The following is a 14,460-nucleotide window of genomic DNA, read 5'->3' as shown; positions in this document are numbered from 1 at the left end:
TCAACTATCTTCATCTGGATTATCGTTGTCAATAATTCCTTGAATAATACTGGTTATTTGATTAGAAAGTGATGCTAAAGCTAATACAGTCAATAAGCGATTGTTATGATTATCAAGGTTGAGATCATAATCAGAAATGATTTGATTTAAAAATGTATTTAATGCTTCACTTTGAGTTTTTTTGAGAGTGATAAATTGATCATAGATTGCTTCTAAATCTTGATCTTGTTCATATATTGGTGATAATAATTGTTTAATTTCTTGAATTGTAATTGTGTTTTTTAAATTATAGATTATTAACATGCCAATTATTTGTTCTTTAGTATATTTTTTTCCTTTAACCGGTTTAATAACGCCAGCTTTAGAATAATTATTGATCATTGTTTTAGTAAGTAATTTATCATCTTTGAATCTTTTATTGTCGCTTAGATTGTTTTCAAATAAAGTCATTATTTGATCCATATATAAATCTAATTCTGGTATATCCTGAGTTTTTAAATCACTTTTATTGAGTGATTGTGTGATTATTGTTTTAAAATCCTTTTGTTCCATAATTAGTCACCTCGAAATAATTGTAGCTTAATTTTTAAATATCTTCAAGATGTGGTTGACATAGATAATATTAGTGATATTATAGATACATAATGTAGTATTTAAAACTACATAAGGAGGTTTTGATATGAAAATATTTAAAAAAGCAATGGATCCAATAAGTAGTGAAACGCATTTTATTGGGGCTATATTATCACTGGTTGCCTTGATTATTATGATGATCGTTGCAGCAGTTGAAAATTCTCCATCTTTAACTAAAGTAGGGATTACAGTTTTTGGTTTATCATCAGTAGCGTTATATAGTGCTAGTAGTATTTATCATTATTTTAATGGTAATGAAAATAATAAAATAAAACAATTTTTAAGAAAAATGGATCATGCAATGATCTATGTTTTGATTGCTGGAACATATACACCAATATGTTTAACATATCTAGATTATCCTCATAGTATTTATTTTTTGATAGTTATCTGGTCAATTGCAGCAATTGGTATTTTAATAAAGCTTTTTTGGATAAATGCACCTAGATTTTTATCAACACTATTTTATTTATTAATGGGCTGGGCAGTAATTTTTGATTTTCCTGCATTTTCAAAAATACCATTAGGATGTTTGGCTTTAATTGCTTGTGGTGGTGTTAGTTATACGATCGGGGCTATTATTTATATTTTGAAAAAGCCTAACTGGTTTAAAAATTTTGGTTTCCATGAATTATTTCATATTTTTGTAATGATTGGATCAGCTTTCCATTTTGTTGCTATTTTCTTTTATGTATTATTGTAAAATAATTAAATGATTAGAGGTTCCTTTTTTATCAAGGGACCTTTTTAATAAAGAGGAAACCTGCTTTTTCTTGTGGTTAGTTTTCAATTATTGTATAATATTTTTGGGTGATATAAATAATGAAATTAAGTAAAAGAGATAAGATAATATATTTAATTACGATGTTTGTGGTTCTTGGGGGAGATCAGTTTACAAAACATCTAATATCTTCATCAATGCAATTAGGACAGTCACATGAGATAATTGATGGCTTGTTTTATTTTACCTATGCTCAAAATACAGGTGTTGCCTGGGGGATGTTTGCAGGTCACTTAGCACTTTTTATTTTAGTTGCTTTAATAGCAGCAGTGGTTATGATTATATATTTTAGAAAAACTAAAAAAGAAGAAGTATTAACTCGTTTTGGTTTAGTTTTGGTTTTTGCTGGGTTATTAGGAAATTTAATTGACCGGGTATTTTTTGGCTATGTTCGAGATTTTATTGATGTAATTATTTTTAATTATAATTTCCCGATTTTTAATATTGCCGATATGGCAGTTGTTATCGGAGTAGCATTAATTATTATTGAAATTATTTTTGAGGAGTATATACATGGAAAAAATTAATATTGTAGTTGAAGAAAATGCCAATTGGCGATTAGATAAGATCGTTGCAAAAAAAATGCCGGAATTTTCTCGAACTAGGATACAGGAAATGATAAATCACGGACTTGTATTAGTTAATCAAAAAATGGAAAAACCAAGTTATAAAATAAAAATTGGTGATCAAATTGAAATCATAGTTGTTGATAATACTGATTTAGATTTGGAACCGGAAAATATACCTTTAAATATAGTTTATGAAGATAACGATATTATAGTTGTAGATAAACCATCGGGGATGATCGTTCATCCTTCGCCTGGTATCGTTCATGGTACTCTAGTTAACGCACTGCTTTATCATTGTGATGATTTATCAGGAATCAATGGTGTTAATCGACCAGGTATTGTTCATCGTATTGATAAGGAAACGAGTGGTTTGTTAGTTGTTGCCAAAAATGATCATGCTCATCGAATGTTATCACAACAATTAAGAAATCATGATATGACTAGAAGTTATATTGCTTTAGTTCATGGTTTAATTCCTCATCAACATGGTAAAGTTGATGCACCAATTGGTCGTGATAGTAAAGATCGTCAAAAAATGGCTGTTACTATGCATAATAGTAAACGGGCTGTAACGAATTTTACGGTTTTAAGACGTTATCGCTCAATGAGTTTGATTGAATGTCGTTTGGAAACTGGACGAACTCATCAAATCAGGGTACATATGAGTTATATCGGTTATCCAGTTTATGGTGATCCTAAATATGGCTGGCGTAAAGATGATCAGACTTATGGACAATTTTTACATGCTAAAAAATTAGGATTCATTCATCCAACAACAAATAAATATATGGAATTTGAAAGCGAGTTGCCTGAATACTTTAAACAAAAATTAATTCAACTTCAGGAGGAAATGGAATATGCAAAATAGAGTCATCAATTGGACTGAGTATTTTATGGGAGTAGCTAAATTATCGGCTTTTCGTTCTAAAGATCCTAATACTCAAGTAGGAGCTTGTATTGTTAATCAGGAAAATAAAATTGTTGGAGTTGGTTATAATGGCTTACCTTGGGGTTGTGAAGATGATGAATTTCCATGGGAAGTTAGAGAAGGGGATCTTTATGATACTAAATATCCATATGTTGTTCATGCTGAGTTAAATGCTATTTTAAATAGTACGTCTAATTTAAAAGGTTGTAAAATTTATGTATCATTATTTCCATGTCACGAATGTGTTAAGGCAATTATTCAAAGTGGTATTAGTGAAATAATTTATGAAGATGATAAATATAGTGGAACTGATAGTGATCGAGCAGCAAAAAGAATGTTAGATGCAGCTGGAGTAAAATATACTAAAGTAGCGCCATTTACTATTGAAGTTAAATAGCTTATATCAGGAAATTGACTTATCATAAGTTAATTTCCGTATTTTTTTATTATATATTGGAGAGATAAAATGAATGCGAAAATAGATTTAAGTCAAACATATTTAAAAACTAAACGTTTGATACTACGACCTTGGCAAGAAGATGACGTTGAAGATTTTTATGAATATGCTCGTGTAGAAGGAGTAGGGGAAATGGCTGGCTGGTTACATCATCAAAATATTGAAGAAAGCCAGATGATTTTAAAAACGTTTATTGAAGAAAGAAAAACTTTAGCGATTGTATATCAGGAAAATAATAAAGTTATTGGGTCAATTGGTTTAGAATATTGTCACGATGATTTAGATAGTTCTTTTGATAATTTAAAAGGAAGAGAAATTGGATATGTTTTAAATAAAGATTATTGGGGCAAGGGCATTATGAGTGAAGCGGTTGCTTGTGTAATTGATTATTGTTTTAAAGAGTTACAGTTTGATTTTTTGTGTTGTGGTTATTTTTTAGAAAACAGTCGTTCAAAAAGAGTAAATGAGAAAATGGGATTTACTTTTTATAAAAACGTAATTCATCGTACTAGATATGGTGTTGATAAAAAAACTGTTTTAAATGTACTTTATAACAATAGCGAGTAAGCTGGAAATCTGTTTTTTTACAGATTTCTTTTTATCATATTATTAAAAGGACATAATAAAAAAGGATAACCCAGTTATCCTAAATTAAATCCTTAATCCTTTTATAATTTGTCATATTCGTTTTAGTAACTTTGTTAAGCATTTTTGGACCATATTTTTTTGCTACCTCAATAGCTATGGCATCAACACTATTACTATTACCACGAGGTAATCTCATCTTTAAACTACGTGACATATTATTAAAATATTGCAAGTAAGCATATCTAGATAAGATAATTGAACAAGCGATACCAAGATAATTTTCTTCACCTTTTTGTAAGAATTTTAAATCTTTAACAACAATGACTTCGCTTTTTAGATAATTATAATAAGTTTTTGGTGACACGAATTGATTTACTAATTTATCTTCAACCGGCATTCCGATTTTTTGCATTACATTTGTCACTGCTTGATTATATAATTTGGCTTTAATGTTAGCTAAATTATTACCAGCTTTAACCATTGCATTGTAATGAGAATTATCAAGAATTAAAAGACTGTAAATAATTCGATCTTTAATTTCTTTTGCTACTTGCACTAACTCTTTATTATCCATTTCTTTGGGATCGCGTACTCCGACACTCAATAGCCAGTCGTAATCGCGTTCATCAACGTAACAAGAAACCACGCATAGAGGTCCAAAGAAATCACCAGAACCAGTTTCATCGCAAGCAATATGACTAATATTTACATAGTGATGATCGACCGTACCAGAGTAGGGAAGAGTCGCAAGTTTATCGTAAGCATGCATATTAATAACACTTATTCTTTTTGAATTATTTTTTTCTACATTCATGTTCTTCACTTGCCTCCTAGTCCTAATATTATTATAACATGTTTTTAATATTTTTGACAGTACAAATTTGTTTTGATACAATGTATACTAAAAGAAATTGAGGTGTTTCCATGAATTTTGTGATAAATCCGATTTTCATTGATATAATTATTGCACTAATTATTTTATTAATGGTAATCTTTGGTTATATTAAAGGTTTTGTTTATAGTGCTTATCGTTTAGCGTCAACGGTTGTTTCTTTGATTGTAGCTTTATATCTATCAAGCTATCTAGCAGTTATTTTTAAGATTTATGAAGTACAGGGAATCGGCCAAGGTATTGGCGAGATGATTAATCGATTTTTAATTTTTATTATTCTTTTAATTGTTTTAAAAATTATTTTTGCTTTTATTGGAAAAATTATTATTCCTTTATTAAAAGGAATAATTGATACAATAGGATTATTAAGAAAGCTAGATGGTCTTTTAGGGTCAATTTTTAATCTAGTTGAAAGTTTAATTTTGATTTATTTAGCTTTAGTTTTCATTATTACACCGATTGTTCCTGGTGGTAAAGAAGCAGTTGAAAATACTATTATTGCAAATAAGATATTAGAATTAGTACCAACGCTTAGCGAAGAGGTAAAAAAATTAAGTGATGGTAATAATGTTATTGATCAAATAATTAATGATGGTTTAAATAATGATAGTTTTGATAGTGATTCAATGAATTCAATTATTACTTCGCTTACAACAGCTTATGATTGGGGCTTGAATGATCAAGAGTATCTTGCAGATATATTATATCGCTATTATGATCAGGTCCAAACACCAATAGTGGTTAATAGTGAACAATATAATCAGACAGTTGAGTTATTAAATAAGTTAAATATGGTTGAGTTTGATCAAAGTAGAGTTTTAAATAAAATGGTAGTGAGTGGATAAAAATGAAAGATATATATGATACTTTAGAATTTAATCAGATAAAAAAAAGAATAAGTGAATATTGTGCAAGTGATTTGGCTAAAGAACAAGTATTGAAAATTATGCCATTTAGCGATTATGATGATTTATTATTGGAACAAAAGTATTTAGATCAGGCAATTCGTCTGGTCTATAAATATGGTCGCTTACCAATTGGTTCTTTTGTAGATATTAAACCTTATTTAAATAAGGCCAATAAAGATGGAACATTATTTGGCGATGAGTTTGTCGCAATAGTTTATTTATTAAATAATGTTAAAGAAATTAAAGAATACTTAGATGATAAAGAATTAGATGATGACGAGTTATTTCAATTTTGTCAACAATTGATTTTACCAAAACAATTATTAGATAGCATTAATCGTTGTATTGATAGCAGTGGAAATGTATTAGATAGTGCCAGTCCAAAATTAAAACAGTTACGACGACAAATAATTTCAATAGAAACTAATATTCGTAGCCGGATTGAACAAATCAAAAGTGCTAATAAAGATTATTTAAGTCAGGAAAATATTTCTAGTCGTAATAATCATTTAGTTTTACCAGTTAAAGCAGGTAATCGAAATAATGTTAAGGGAATTGTTCATGCTGTTTCTTCTAGTGGACAAACAATGTTTATTGAACCAGATGTAATTGTCCAAATGAATAATCAACTTGTTAATGTTAAAGAAGAAGAAAGACGCGAAGTACAGCGGATTTTAAAGATGCTTTCAGTTGCCGTCAAAGAAAATTATGATTGTTTATATGAAGATCAAGAATTAATGGTAGCTCTTGATGTGATTTTTGCTAAAGCAAATTATGGTATTAAATTAGACGCTATAGTACCAGAAGTAGTAACTAGCTATGAAACATTGAGTTTAAAAAAAGCCCGCCATCCATTAATAGATCAAGATAAGATCGTTGCTAACGATATTGTTTTAGCGCCACCTAAACGAACTTTATTAATTAGTGGTTCAAATACTGGGGGTAAAACTGTTGTTTTAAAAACTGCTGGACTTTTAAGTTTAATGTCATTATGTGCAATGGCGGTACCTTGTTTACAAGCAACAGTACCATTATTTGACCAGATTTGTGTTGATTTGGGTGATGAACAGTCAATTGAACAATCATTATCAACTTTTTCTAGTCATATGAAACGATTAGTGGAAATTACTAATCAAGTTACTGAAAAATCATTAGTTTTATTAGATGAAGTAGGTTCGGGAACAGATCCTCATGAGGGTCAAAGTATTGCTGAGGCTATTTTAAGATATTTAAAACAAATTAATCCAATTGTTTTAGCTTCTACCCATTATTCTGGATTAAAAGAATTTGCTAAAAATGAAGATTCAATTTTAGTTGCTGCAGTTGAGTTTGATCAAGAAAAGATGCGACCAACATATCGATTAATTGCCGGTAGTGTTGGTAACTCTTATGCAATCGAAATTTCAAGAAGATTAGGGTTAAAACCAGAAATTGTTGATATGGCTTTTAAAATTAAAGAAGAAAGCTTAACAGATACTGAAAAACTAATGGAAAAACTACACGATGAATTAACAGCTGTGCAGTTACAAAAAGATCAGTTAGAAGAGCTGACTAAGGAAACAGAAGCTAACCAAAAACGGTATCAGCGTTTAATTGAAAACTATGAAAAGCAAAAAGATAAGATGTTACAAGATGCTAAAAAGCAGGCTAATCAACTATTGGAAGAAGCAAAACAGGAAATTGATATTGTTGTTGAAGATTTAAAGAAAAGTTCAACGATCAAACCACATGTTGTTATCGATGCTAAAAGAAACCTTGATTTATTAAAACATGAAGAGAAAAAGGAAATAAATAATGAAAAACGTGATTACCAGGTTGGTGATGTTGTTAAGGTTTTATCAGCAAATCGTCAAGGTGAAATTCTATCAATTAATAAAAAAGGGGTTTTAACTATTGATATGAGCGGTTTAAAAGTTAATGCTAAACCTGAAGAAGTAATGTTTGTATCAAAAAAAGTTAAACCTAAAAAAGTAAGATCTAATCTTAAAGCAGTTCGTAAAACATCAAATCAAAGTGTAGAAATTAATATTATTGGTCAACGCTATGAAGAAGCTATGCGTAATGTTGATAAATTCTTAGATAATGCTTTAGTCAATAATTATTCTATGGTAAGAATAATTCATGGTATGGGAACTGGAGCATTACGAAATGGAGTGCGACAATTGTTGAAAAAAAATAAAAATGTTGTTAGTTATCGCGATGGTGGTCCTAATGAAGGAGGACTAGGGGCAACTCTAGTATATTTTGAATAATGGATCGTCAGATGATTAAAGATAAACTTTCATTATTACCGTTACAACCTGGTTGTTATTTAATGAAGGATAAAAATAATGAAGTTATTTATGTAGGGAAAGCAAAGAAACTTAAAAATAGGGTATCTTCTTATTTTGTTGGGGCTCATAATTATAAAACGACAAAATTAGTCCAGGAAATTGTTGATTTTGATTATATTGTAACTGATTCTGAAAAAGAAGCATTGCTATTGGAAATCAATTTAATTAAAGATTATTCTCCAAAGTATAATATCTCTTTTATGGATAATAAATATTATCCTTATATTCAATTAACTAGAGAGAAAAATCCGCGTTTAAGAATTGTTCGTAATGCCCAGGATAAAAAACATAAACACTTTGGACCATTTCCTGATGGAACAGCAGCTAGAGAGACCTTTAAATTATTAAATCGTTTATTTCCGTTGCGTAAATGTAATCATATTCCTAAAAAGCCATGTTTATATTATTCGTTAAATCAATGTGTAGCTCCTTGTTTACAAGAAGTCGATGAAGCAGTTTATAAAGAAATAACATCAGGAATTACTAAATTTATTCAAGGTGATACTAAAGAAGTTATTAATAGTTTAACTGATAAAATGATGGCTGCCAGTGAAGTTCAAAATTATGAACTGGCCAAAGAATGTCGGGACTTGATTGCGCATATTCAACATGTTACAAGTAAACAGCATGTCCAATTCAATGATTTGGTTGACCGGGATATTGTTGGTTACTATCATGATAAGGGATATTTATGTTTGCAATTGTTTTTCATGCGAAATGGAAAATTATTGGCTCGTGATTTAAATCTGGTTCCGTTACAAGATGATTTTCAAGAACAGATTATTTCGTTTTTAGTAAGTTTTTATCAAGAAAATACTGAACCTAAAGAATTATTAGTACCTAAAGATTTGGATGTTGATTTGTTGAAGGAGATTATTACATGTAAAATAATCAAGCCTCAAAAAGGAAATAAAGCTAGTCTAGTGGAAATGGCTAATGAAAATGCTAAAGAGCAGTTAGAAAAGAAGTTTTTGCTGATTCAAAAAAACGAAGCAGCAACAATTGGTGCTATCAAGCAATTAGGACAGCTATTGGATATTCCATTACCTAGAAGAATTGAGTTGTTTGACAACTCAAATATTCAAGGAGCTTATGCGGTAGCTGGGATGGTATGTTTTAAAGATGGAGTTCCATCAAAAAAAGATTATCGTAAATTTAAAATTAAAACCGTTGAAGGACCTGATGATTATGCCAGTATGAAAGAAGTAATATATCGTCGCTACTATCGAGTATTGATGGAAGGATTAGAAAGACCGGATTTAATAATTGTCGATGGTGGTAAAGGGCAGATCAAGGTAGCTAAAGAAGTAATAGATGGTTTAAATTTAAATATAAAAGTATGTGGGTTAGCTAAAGATGATCGGCATTCTACTTCGATGTTATTAGACAGTGATGGTAATGAGGTTAAAATTGATCGTAAAAGTGAATTATTCTTTTTGCTTACTAGAATGCAAGATGAAGTGCATCGTTATGCTATTAGTTTCCATAAAAATGTTCGTTCTAAATCGCTGTTTCAGTCGATATTAGATGATGTTGAAGGCATTGGTCCTAAACGAAAAAAACTTTTATTACGTAAATTTGGTAGCGTTAAACGTTTAAAAGAAGCAAGCTTACAACAGCTTGAAGAACTATTGCCAAAAGACGTAGCAGTAAATCTGTTCAATGTACTAAAAGATGACACTTAAAAACAAAATTCTCATATATTATAATATGAGGTGAATTGATGATGAATATTATCCTGACCCCAAGGGAAAAGGAAATTTTTGATTTGCTTGTAAAAAATCAGTCTACTAAAGAAATTGCTAAAACATTAGGGATAAGTGAAAAAACAGTTCGTAATCACATTTCTAATGTGATCCAAAAATTAGGGGTTGATTCACGAATTCAAGCGGTTTTTGAGTTGATTAGATTTAAGGAATTAGAATTATAGGCTAATTCCTTTTTTGTTATGTAAAATATTTATAATATCTATAGTCATGGTGTTTTTAAGGAATATACTAAAACGGGTTTTGATTATTGTTTTACATATAAATCAGTGATTAAGGCTTTATATTAGATGTGGAATTAAACTTTCCATTCTATATAAATTTTTGATAAAATATATAGTCATGGCGTTTTTTGGGGAAATATGCTAAAATAGGTTGTAATTGTTATTTAATATATAGATTAGTGGTTATATTAATAATGTAGATTTTTTAAATATAGTTTTAATATGATTGAATAAGGGTGATTTTATGAAACTTAGAAAAGGACATTTATATATAATTGTTACATTGTGTTTTGTAATATCTTTTGTTGCCATTAATTGTAAATATGATCGTTTTTATCGTGTTAATGGAATTAACAATGATAATCGTGCTTTAATAGAGATGTATTTAGATGAACAGGAACAAGAATATTTAATCGAAAATGCTATTCCTGTAAATGAGTTTATTAAATATATTACTTATTCAGAGTTTAATCTAGAATATTATCAATTTTATAATGCGTTAGATAAAACTAAAAAATATAGTAATTATGATGAATTGATTTCAGTAGCCAATCAGTTAGCTAATAAATTAGAAGTAGCTTATGGTAATGATGCTATTTCATATTGTGATACGCTAGTTCATAATGATCTGGTTTTAGCTTATATTAATCAAGATTCTTTTGATTTTGATAATATTGATTATTATCAGTTAATTCGTTCAATATACGATGAAAGTGATTATAGCTATATTAGTGATACAAATAAATATATTCAAATCATGCAAGAAGATGAAGACTTAAATGATGATGATTTATATGATCAGGTTAAGGAATTAAGCGCTAATTTTACTAAAACATCATTGGCAACGTTGTTCAATACTGAATTACAGCCAAATGCTCAAAGGATTTATAATCCAAGTGAGCCAACATTAGTGGTTAATAATACAACATATATTGGTGGCTATGAACCGAAAAATCTTGTTACTACATTAGGTATTCCAAGAACAAATTATTCTATGTATTTACAAGAAGAAACATTTAATCATTTATTGGAAATGTATCGGGCTTGTTATCAAGAATGTGGTAGTGGAATGATTTTAACAAAAGCCTATGTTGGTTATGATGTAGCTACTTTAGAAGATCGTGGGGTAGTTGCTGGATATAACGAATTCCAATTAGGTAATACTGTTACATTGCAACAATTAGAAATTAGTGTTGAAGATTTTGTGGAAACAGAAATTTATCAATGGCTATTAAATCATAGTTATGAATACGGATTTGTTCTTCGTTATCCGGCTGATAAAACAATCATAACTGGTCATGAATTTAGTCCAACGATATTTAGATACGTCGGTGTTGAAGTAGCAACAACTATGCATCAGCAGAACTTATGTTTAGAAGAATATAATAATTTAAATGTTAATGAATAAAACGAGCTTGATTGGCTCGTTTTTTTATTTAAAATAATCATTTTAAAATCGATAGTTCATATGATTATAATGGGGTGACCAGAAATGAAGAAAAAGCTTTTAATAATTTTTGCTATCGGTATTTGTGCTGCGGCTAGTTTTGTTTATTTGAAAAATAATAATGAAAAAGAAAAAACAGCTAACACAAATGATCCAAATTATCAAACTGTTGTTTTTAAAGATAAACAAGATACATTAGTTCCTATAACAGTTGATTTTGCTAGGGAAATGGAAGATGATACAAAATATAGAAATATGATTGAAGTGATGAAATCAACCGATTATGAATATTTAGGATTATATCCTATTTTAGATTCCAATTTACAAGTAAATGCTATTTCTTTAAATGAAAATTCATTAACATTTGATTTAAGTGATCATTTATATGTAAATAATAATCAGGAAGCATTAGATATTTTAGAAATGTTTTCTTATGTATTTTGTGTTGATGGTGTTAAAAAAGTTAATTTAAAAATAAATGGTAATGATATAAGTGAAATTCCTAATAGTACGATACCTACTAGCTGTATTACTGATAATTTAGGCATAAATAATTTTGAATCATCTACGAATTATATTTATAAAACAACGCCAGTAGTAGTTTATAATACTAAAAAAATAAATAATAAAGAATATTATGTTCCAATTACAAAAAGAGTAGAAACAAATGCTACCGATATAGATACAAAAGTTGCTTTGATGTTAGAAGAAATCGAGTATGATAAACCGCTAAGTTTAGTAGATAGCTGCTCGTTGCAAGAAGGGGTATTAACGATTCATCTAGCACCAAATATTTTAAATGATAATGAATCGATAGATAATACCTTATATAATCGTATCGTTAAGTCAGCTAATCATCTTGATAATGTTGAAAGTGTTTCGATTTTTATTGATGATCAGGAAATTTTACCAGTTGAAGATGTTAATGGTGAAGTTGATAATCGAATAAAAATATAATATGATTTCTTTTTTTTGACTGATTGTGTATAATGTTGTTTAGGTGATGAAAGTGAAAAAGATAGTAGTAATGTCAGATAGCCATGGTTATCATCGGGCAATTGAAGAAGTAAGAGATTTAGAACCTGATGGTGATGTATATGTTCATTGTGGTGATAGTGAGGCAGAACCAGAATTACTTGAAGGCTGGGTTGTTGTTCGAGGTAATAATGACTGGTTTTACCCTTATGATGAAGAAGCTGTTTTTGAAATTGAAGGGGTGCGGTTTTTAGTAACTCATGGACATCGTTATGGTTATTATAATCGTAAAGAAGCAATGGTTGATGATTTGAAACGGCATTATTGTGATGTGTTGTTATCTGGTCATACGCATGTTCCTCAATTTGAAGAAGAATCTGGTTTTTATTTGATTAATCCTGGTTCGACAACTTTACCTAGACGCGGCAGTGATAAGATGTATTGTGTGATAAATGTCGACGATGGTAAAATAGATGTAAAATTTAAACAAATTTTTTTCTAAAAACACTTGCACTTCTCTTTTAGATATGCTATTATATATGAGCAGTCAGGAAAGAGAGGTCTACGTAGCTCAGCTGGATAGAGCACACGCCTTCTAAGCGTGCGGTCAGGGGTTCGAATCCCTTCGTGGACGCCATTTAAAAAATAATGAGATTGATAAAATCTCTTGAAACCCTTGGTGTTAATCAAGGGTTTTTATTTTGTAATTTATTAGTTTTACATATAAGTATTTTTTAAGATATTAAAAATTATATTTTTAATAAAAAAGCAAGATAATCTTTTTTTAGATTTCTTGCTTTTGCATTTTTAGGTAATCATAGTTCTTCATTTAAGATTACATTAATCGTATGACGAGCATTTTGTTTAAAATCTATATTTTCATCATCATATGTAATCAATGCTTTCCATAAAGCCCAGCCTTTTGCTCGATTTATCATATCACTAGGTAAATTTGCTAAAAATATTTTTCTGGCTTCTTTATTAAAGTATGTCCAAGCCATAGCATAATCACATGCAGGGTCTCCAGTACCTAATATCCCAAAATCAATTATTCCATGAAAAGAGTTGTTTTGAATTAAAATATTCCCAGGAGCAATATCACCATGAACCCAAACATTTTTTTCGGTATATTTTTTTGAAGTACAAGTATCCCAGATATTTTTAAGCTGTTTAACTGGTAGACGATTTTCTAAAATCTTTAATGCTTTTAAAGTCTGGTCTTCATATACTTTTAAATCACCACCTCGAAAAAAATTATGCTGGCCGGCTTCTGGTCCGTTGCAACAATCAATCATTTGTAATTTTTTTAAGGCAGTGGCTAATTCTTTTGCAAGCTGTTTTTGATTAATATTAGGACATTCAAACAAAGTGTTACCTTCAATCCATTGGTTGATTGACCAAGGGAAGGGAAAATAGCTAGTTGGTTTACCGATAGCAATTGGTTTTGAAATTGGATAATCAAGATGTTCTTGTAAATAGGGTAACCAGCGATTTTCTTTTTCAACTTGTTTAGCATATTCGTGACCACTAGGCAGGCGGATTGACATCGTATTTCCTAAATGGAAAGTACGGTTATCATGACCACTTTTAGCAACCGGATAAATTTTTAATTCTTGCCATTGAGGGAATTGTTCTTTAATTAATTTTTTAGGTATCGCTACTGATATTTCCATAATCTAACTCCTTTAAAATATTTTTTATAGTCTATCATTCTTTTTGTTGTTATACAATGGAGGGTGATTTTTATATATGAATATTAATTCAAAATATAAGGAATCACTAAAAAATAAACCCCAATCAGCATAATGCCAATTGGGGAGAACAAATTTTACTTATTTAGTATAAAAGTTAAAATAAGATTACCCAAATTGTTGCAGATAAGTGGTTACACTTTGCATTAATCAGGGTAATCTTTTTTGATATAATTCTTTCCTGTAAAGGAGTGAATTATATTGAATA

Annotated in this window: 15 protein-coding genes and 1 tRNA gene; 13 read left to right on the top strand and 3 right to left on the bottom strand. The window is 29.4% G+C overall.

Annotation, left to right across the window (positions count from 1 at the left end; all coding sequences use genetic code 11):
- The gene (locus tag B5E92_RS09140; RefSeq protein ID WP_087301497.1) at positions 1 to 552 is read right to left on the bottom strand and encodes a DUF1836 domain-containing protein; all 552 of its coding nucleotides are present in this window, start codon (positions 550 to 552) and stop codon (positions 1 to 3) included.
- Positions 553 to 679: 127 nt separating this feature from the next.
- Between B5E92_RS09140 and B5E92_RS09135 the strand changes: the two genes are divergently transcribed.
- The 5 genes from B5E92_RS09135 to B5E92_RS09115 all read left to right on the top strand — a co-directional run bounded on the left by B5E92_RS09135 (position 680) and on the right by B5E92_RS09115 (position 3,935).
- Positions 680 to 1,336, top strand: coding sequence for a hemolysin III family protein (locus tag B5E92_RS09135; RefSeq protein WP_087301495.1), 657 nt, complete (start codon positions 680 to 682; stop codon positions 1,334 to 1,336).
- Between the two features lie 119 nt (positions 1,337 to 1,455).
- Positions 1,456 to 1,941 carry a signal peptidase II gene (gene lspA / locus B5E92_RS09130; RefSeq protein ID WP_087301493.1) on the top strand — a complete coding sequence of 162 codons (486 nt, stop codon included), beginning with the start codon at positions 1,456 to 1,458 and terminating at the stop codon, positions 1,939 to 1,941.
- Positions 1,928 to 2,851: an RluA family pseudouridine synthase gene (locus B5E92_RS09125; protein ID WP_087301491.1), complete on the top strand. Its 924-nt coding sequence runs from the start codon at positions 1,928 to 1,930 to the stop codon at positions 2,849 to 2,851. Before lspA ends, B5E92_RS09125 begins: the two co-directional genes overlap by 14 nt.
- Complete coding sequence (locus B5E92_RS09120; protein WP_087301489.1) at positions 2,841 to 3,308, top strand: dCMP deaminase family protein; 468 nt, start codon at positions 2,841 to 2,843, stop codon at positions 3,306 to 3,308. The genes B5E92_RS09125 and B5E92_RS09120 overlap by 11 nt, the downstream gene beginning before the upstream one ends.
- A 69-nt stretch (positions 3,309 to 3,377) precedes the next feature.
- Entirely contained in the window at positions 3,378 to 3,935 is a 558-nt protein-coding gene (locus tag B5E92_RS09115) for a GNAT family N-acetyltransferase (protein ID WP_087301487.1), read from the top strand.
- Between the two features lie 79 nt (positions 3,936 to 4,014).
- On the opposite strand, the gene rnhC is transcribed toward B5E92_RS09115, so the two are convergent.
- Complete coding sequence (rnhC, locus tag B5E92_RS09110; RefSeq protein WP_087301485.1) at positions 4,015 to 4,770, bottom strand: ribonuclease HIII; 756 nt, start codon at positions 4,768 to 4,770, stop codon at positions 4,015 to 4,017.
- Between the two features lie 110 nt (positions 4,771 to 4,880).
- On the opposite strand from rnhC, the gene B5E92_RS09105 reads away from it, so the two are divergent.
- The 8 genes from B5E92_RS09105 (at position 4,881) to B5E92_RS09070 (ending at position 13,138) form a co-directional block, all read left to right on the top strand.
- Complete coding sequence (locus B5E92_RS09105; RefSeq protein ID WP_087301482.1) at positions 4,881 to 5,693, top strand: CvpA family protein; 813 nt, start codon at positions 4,881 to 4,883, stop codon at positions 5,691 to 5,693.
- Positions 5,694 to 5,695: 2 nt separating this feature from the next.
- Positions 5,696 to 8,008 carry an endonuclease MutS2 gene (locus B5E92_RS09100; protein ID WP_087301480.1) on the top strand — a complete coding sequence of 771 codons (2,313 nt, stop codon included), beginning with the start codon at positions 5,696 to 5,698 and terminating at the stop codon, positions 8,006 to 8,008.
- Positions 8,008 to 9,774, top strand: coding sequence for an excinuclease ABC subunit UvrC (gene uvrC, locus B5E92_RS09095; protein ID WP_087301478.1), 1,767 nt, complete (start codon positions 8,008 to 8,010; stop codon positions 9,772 to 9,774). The genes B5E92_RS09100 and uvrC overlap by 1 nt, the downstream gene beginning before the upstream one ends.
- A gap of 41 nt (positions 9,775 to 9,815) precedes the next feature.
- Entirely contained in the window at positions 9,816 to 10,019 is a 204-nt protein-coding gene (locus B5E92_RS09090) for a LuxR C-terminal-related transcriptional regulator (protein WP_087301476.1), read from the top strand.
- Positions 10,020 to 10,323: 304 nt separating this feature from the next.
- Entirely contained in the window at positions 10,324 to 11,487 is a 1,164-nt protein-coding gene (locus tag B5E92_RS09085; protein WP_239406440.1) for a M15 family metallopeptidase, read from the top strand.
- An 84-nt stretch (positions 11,488 to 11,571) separates the two neighbouring features.
- Entirely contained in the window at positions 11,572 to 12,483 is a 912-nt protein-coding gene (locus B5E92_RS09080) for a GerMN domain-containing protein (protein WP_143357577.1), read from the top strand.
- Positions 12,484 to 12,535: 52 nt separating this feature from the next.
- Positions 12,536 to 13,003 (top strand): metallophosphoesterase, encoded by a 468-nt coding sequence (locus B5E92_RS09075; RefSeq protein ID WP_087301472.1) that lies wholly within the window; start codon positions 12,536 to 12,538, stop codon positions 13,001 to 13,003.
- Positions 13,004 to 13,061: 58 nt separating this feature from the next.
- Positions 13,062 to 13,138, top strand: a tRNA-Arg gene (locus B5E92_RS09070).
- A 178-nt stretch (positions 13,139 to 13,316) separates the two neighbouring features.
- Here the strand turns inward: B5E92_RS09070 and B5E92_RS09065 are convergent.
- Positions 13,317 to 14,174: an aminoglycoside phosphotransferase family protein gene (locus B5E92_RS09065; RefSeq protein WP_087301470.1), complete on the bottom strand. Its 858-nt coding sequence runs from the start codon at positions 14,172 to 14,174 to the stop codon at positions 13,317 to 13,319.
- Positions 14,175 to 14,460 lie beyond the last annotated feature (286 nt).

Source organism: Erysipelatoclostridium sp. An15 (genome assembly GCF_002160675.1).
Classification (GTDB): domain Bacteria; phylum Bacillota_I; class Bacilli_A; order Erysipelotrichales; family Coprobacillaceae; genus Thomasclavelia; species Thomasclavelia merdavium.
Note: the sequence above shows the minus strand (reverse complement) of the source record. Positions and strands in the feature narration are given on the sequence as shown.

Bases quoted from the DNA above. Each gene is read 5' to 3' on its own strand.
- B5E92_RS09140 (WP_087301497.1), bottom strand. From the start codon at position 552: ATGGAACAAAAGGATTTTAAAACAATAATCACACAATCACTCAATAAA.
- B5E92_RS09135 (WP_087301495.1), top strand. From the start codon at position 680: ATGAAAATATTTAAAAAAGCAATGGATCCAATAAGTAGTGAAACGCAT.
- lspA (WP_087301493.1), top strand. From the start codon at position 1,456: ATGAAATTAAGTAAAAGAGATAAGATAATATATTTAATTACGATGTTT.
- B5E92_RS09125 (WP_087301491.1), top strand. From the start codon at position 1,928: ATGGAAAAAATTAATATTGTAGTTGAAGAAAATGCCAATTGGCGATTA.
- B5E92_RS09120 (WP_087301489.1), top strand. From the start codon at position 2,841: ATGCAAAATAGAGTCATCAATTGGACTGAGTATTTTATGGGAGTAGCT.
- B5E92_RS09115 (WP_087301487.1), top strand. From the start codon at position 3,378: ATGAATGCGAAAATAGATTTAAGTCAAACATATTTAAAAACTAAACGT.
- rnhC (WP_087301485.1), bottom strand. From the start codon at position 4,770: ATGAATGTAGAAAAAAATAATTCAAAAAGAATAAGTGTTATTAATATG.
- B5E92_RS09105 (WP_087301482.1), top strand. From the start codon at position 4,881: ATGAATTTTGTGATAAATCCGATTTTCATTGATATAATTATTGCACTA.
- B5E92_RS09100 (WP_087301480.1), top strand. From the start codon at position 5,696: ATGAAAGATATATATGATACTTTAGAATTTAATCAGATAAAAAAAAGA.
- uvrC (WP_087301478.1), top strand. From the start codon at position 8,008: ATGGATCGTCAGATGATTAAAGATAAACTTTCATTATTACCGTTACAA.
- B5E92_RS09090 (WP_087301476.1), top strand. From the start codon at position 9,816: ATGAATATTATCCTGACCCCAAGGGAAAAGGAAATTTTTGATTTGCTT.
- B5E92_RS09085 (WP_239406440.1), top strand. From the start codon at position 10,324: ATGAAACTTAGAAAAGGACATTTATATATAATTGTTACATTGTGTTTT.
- B5E92_RS09080 (WP_143357577.1), top strand. From the start codon at position 11,572: ATGAAGAAAAAGCTTTTAATAATTTTTGCTATCGGTATTTGTGCTGCG.
- B5E92_RS09065 (WP_087301470.1), bottom strand. From the start codon at position 14,174: ATGGAAATATCAGTAGCGATACCTAAAAAATTAATTAAAGAACAATTC.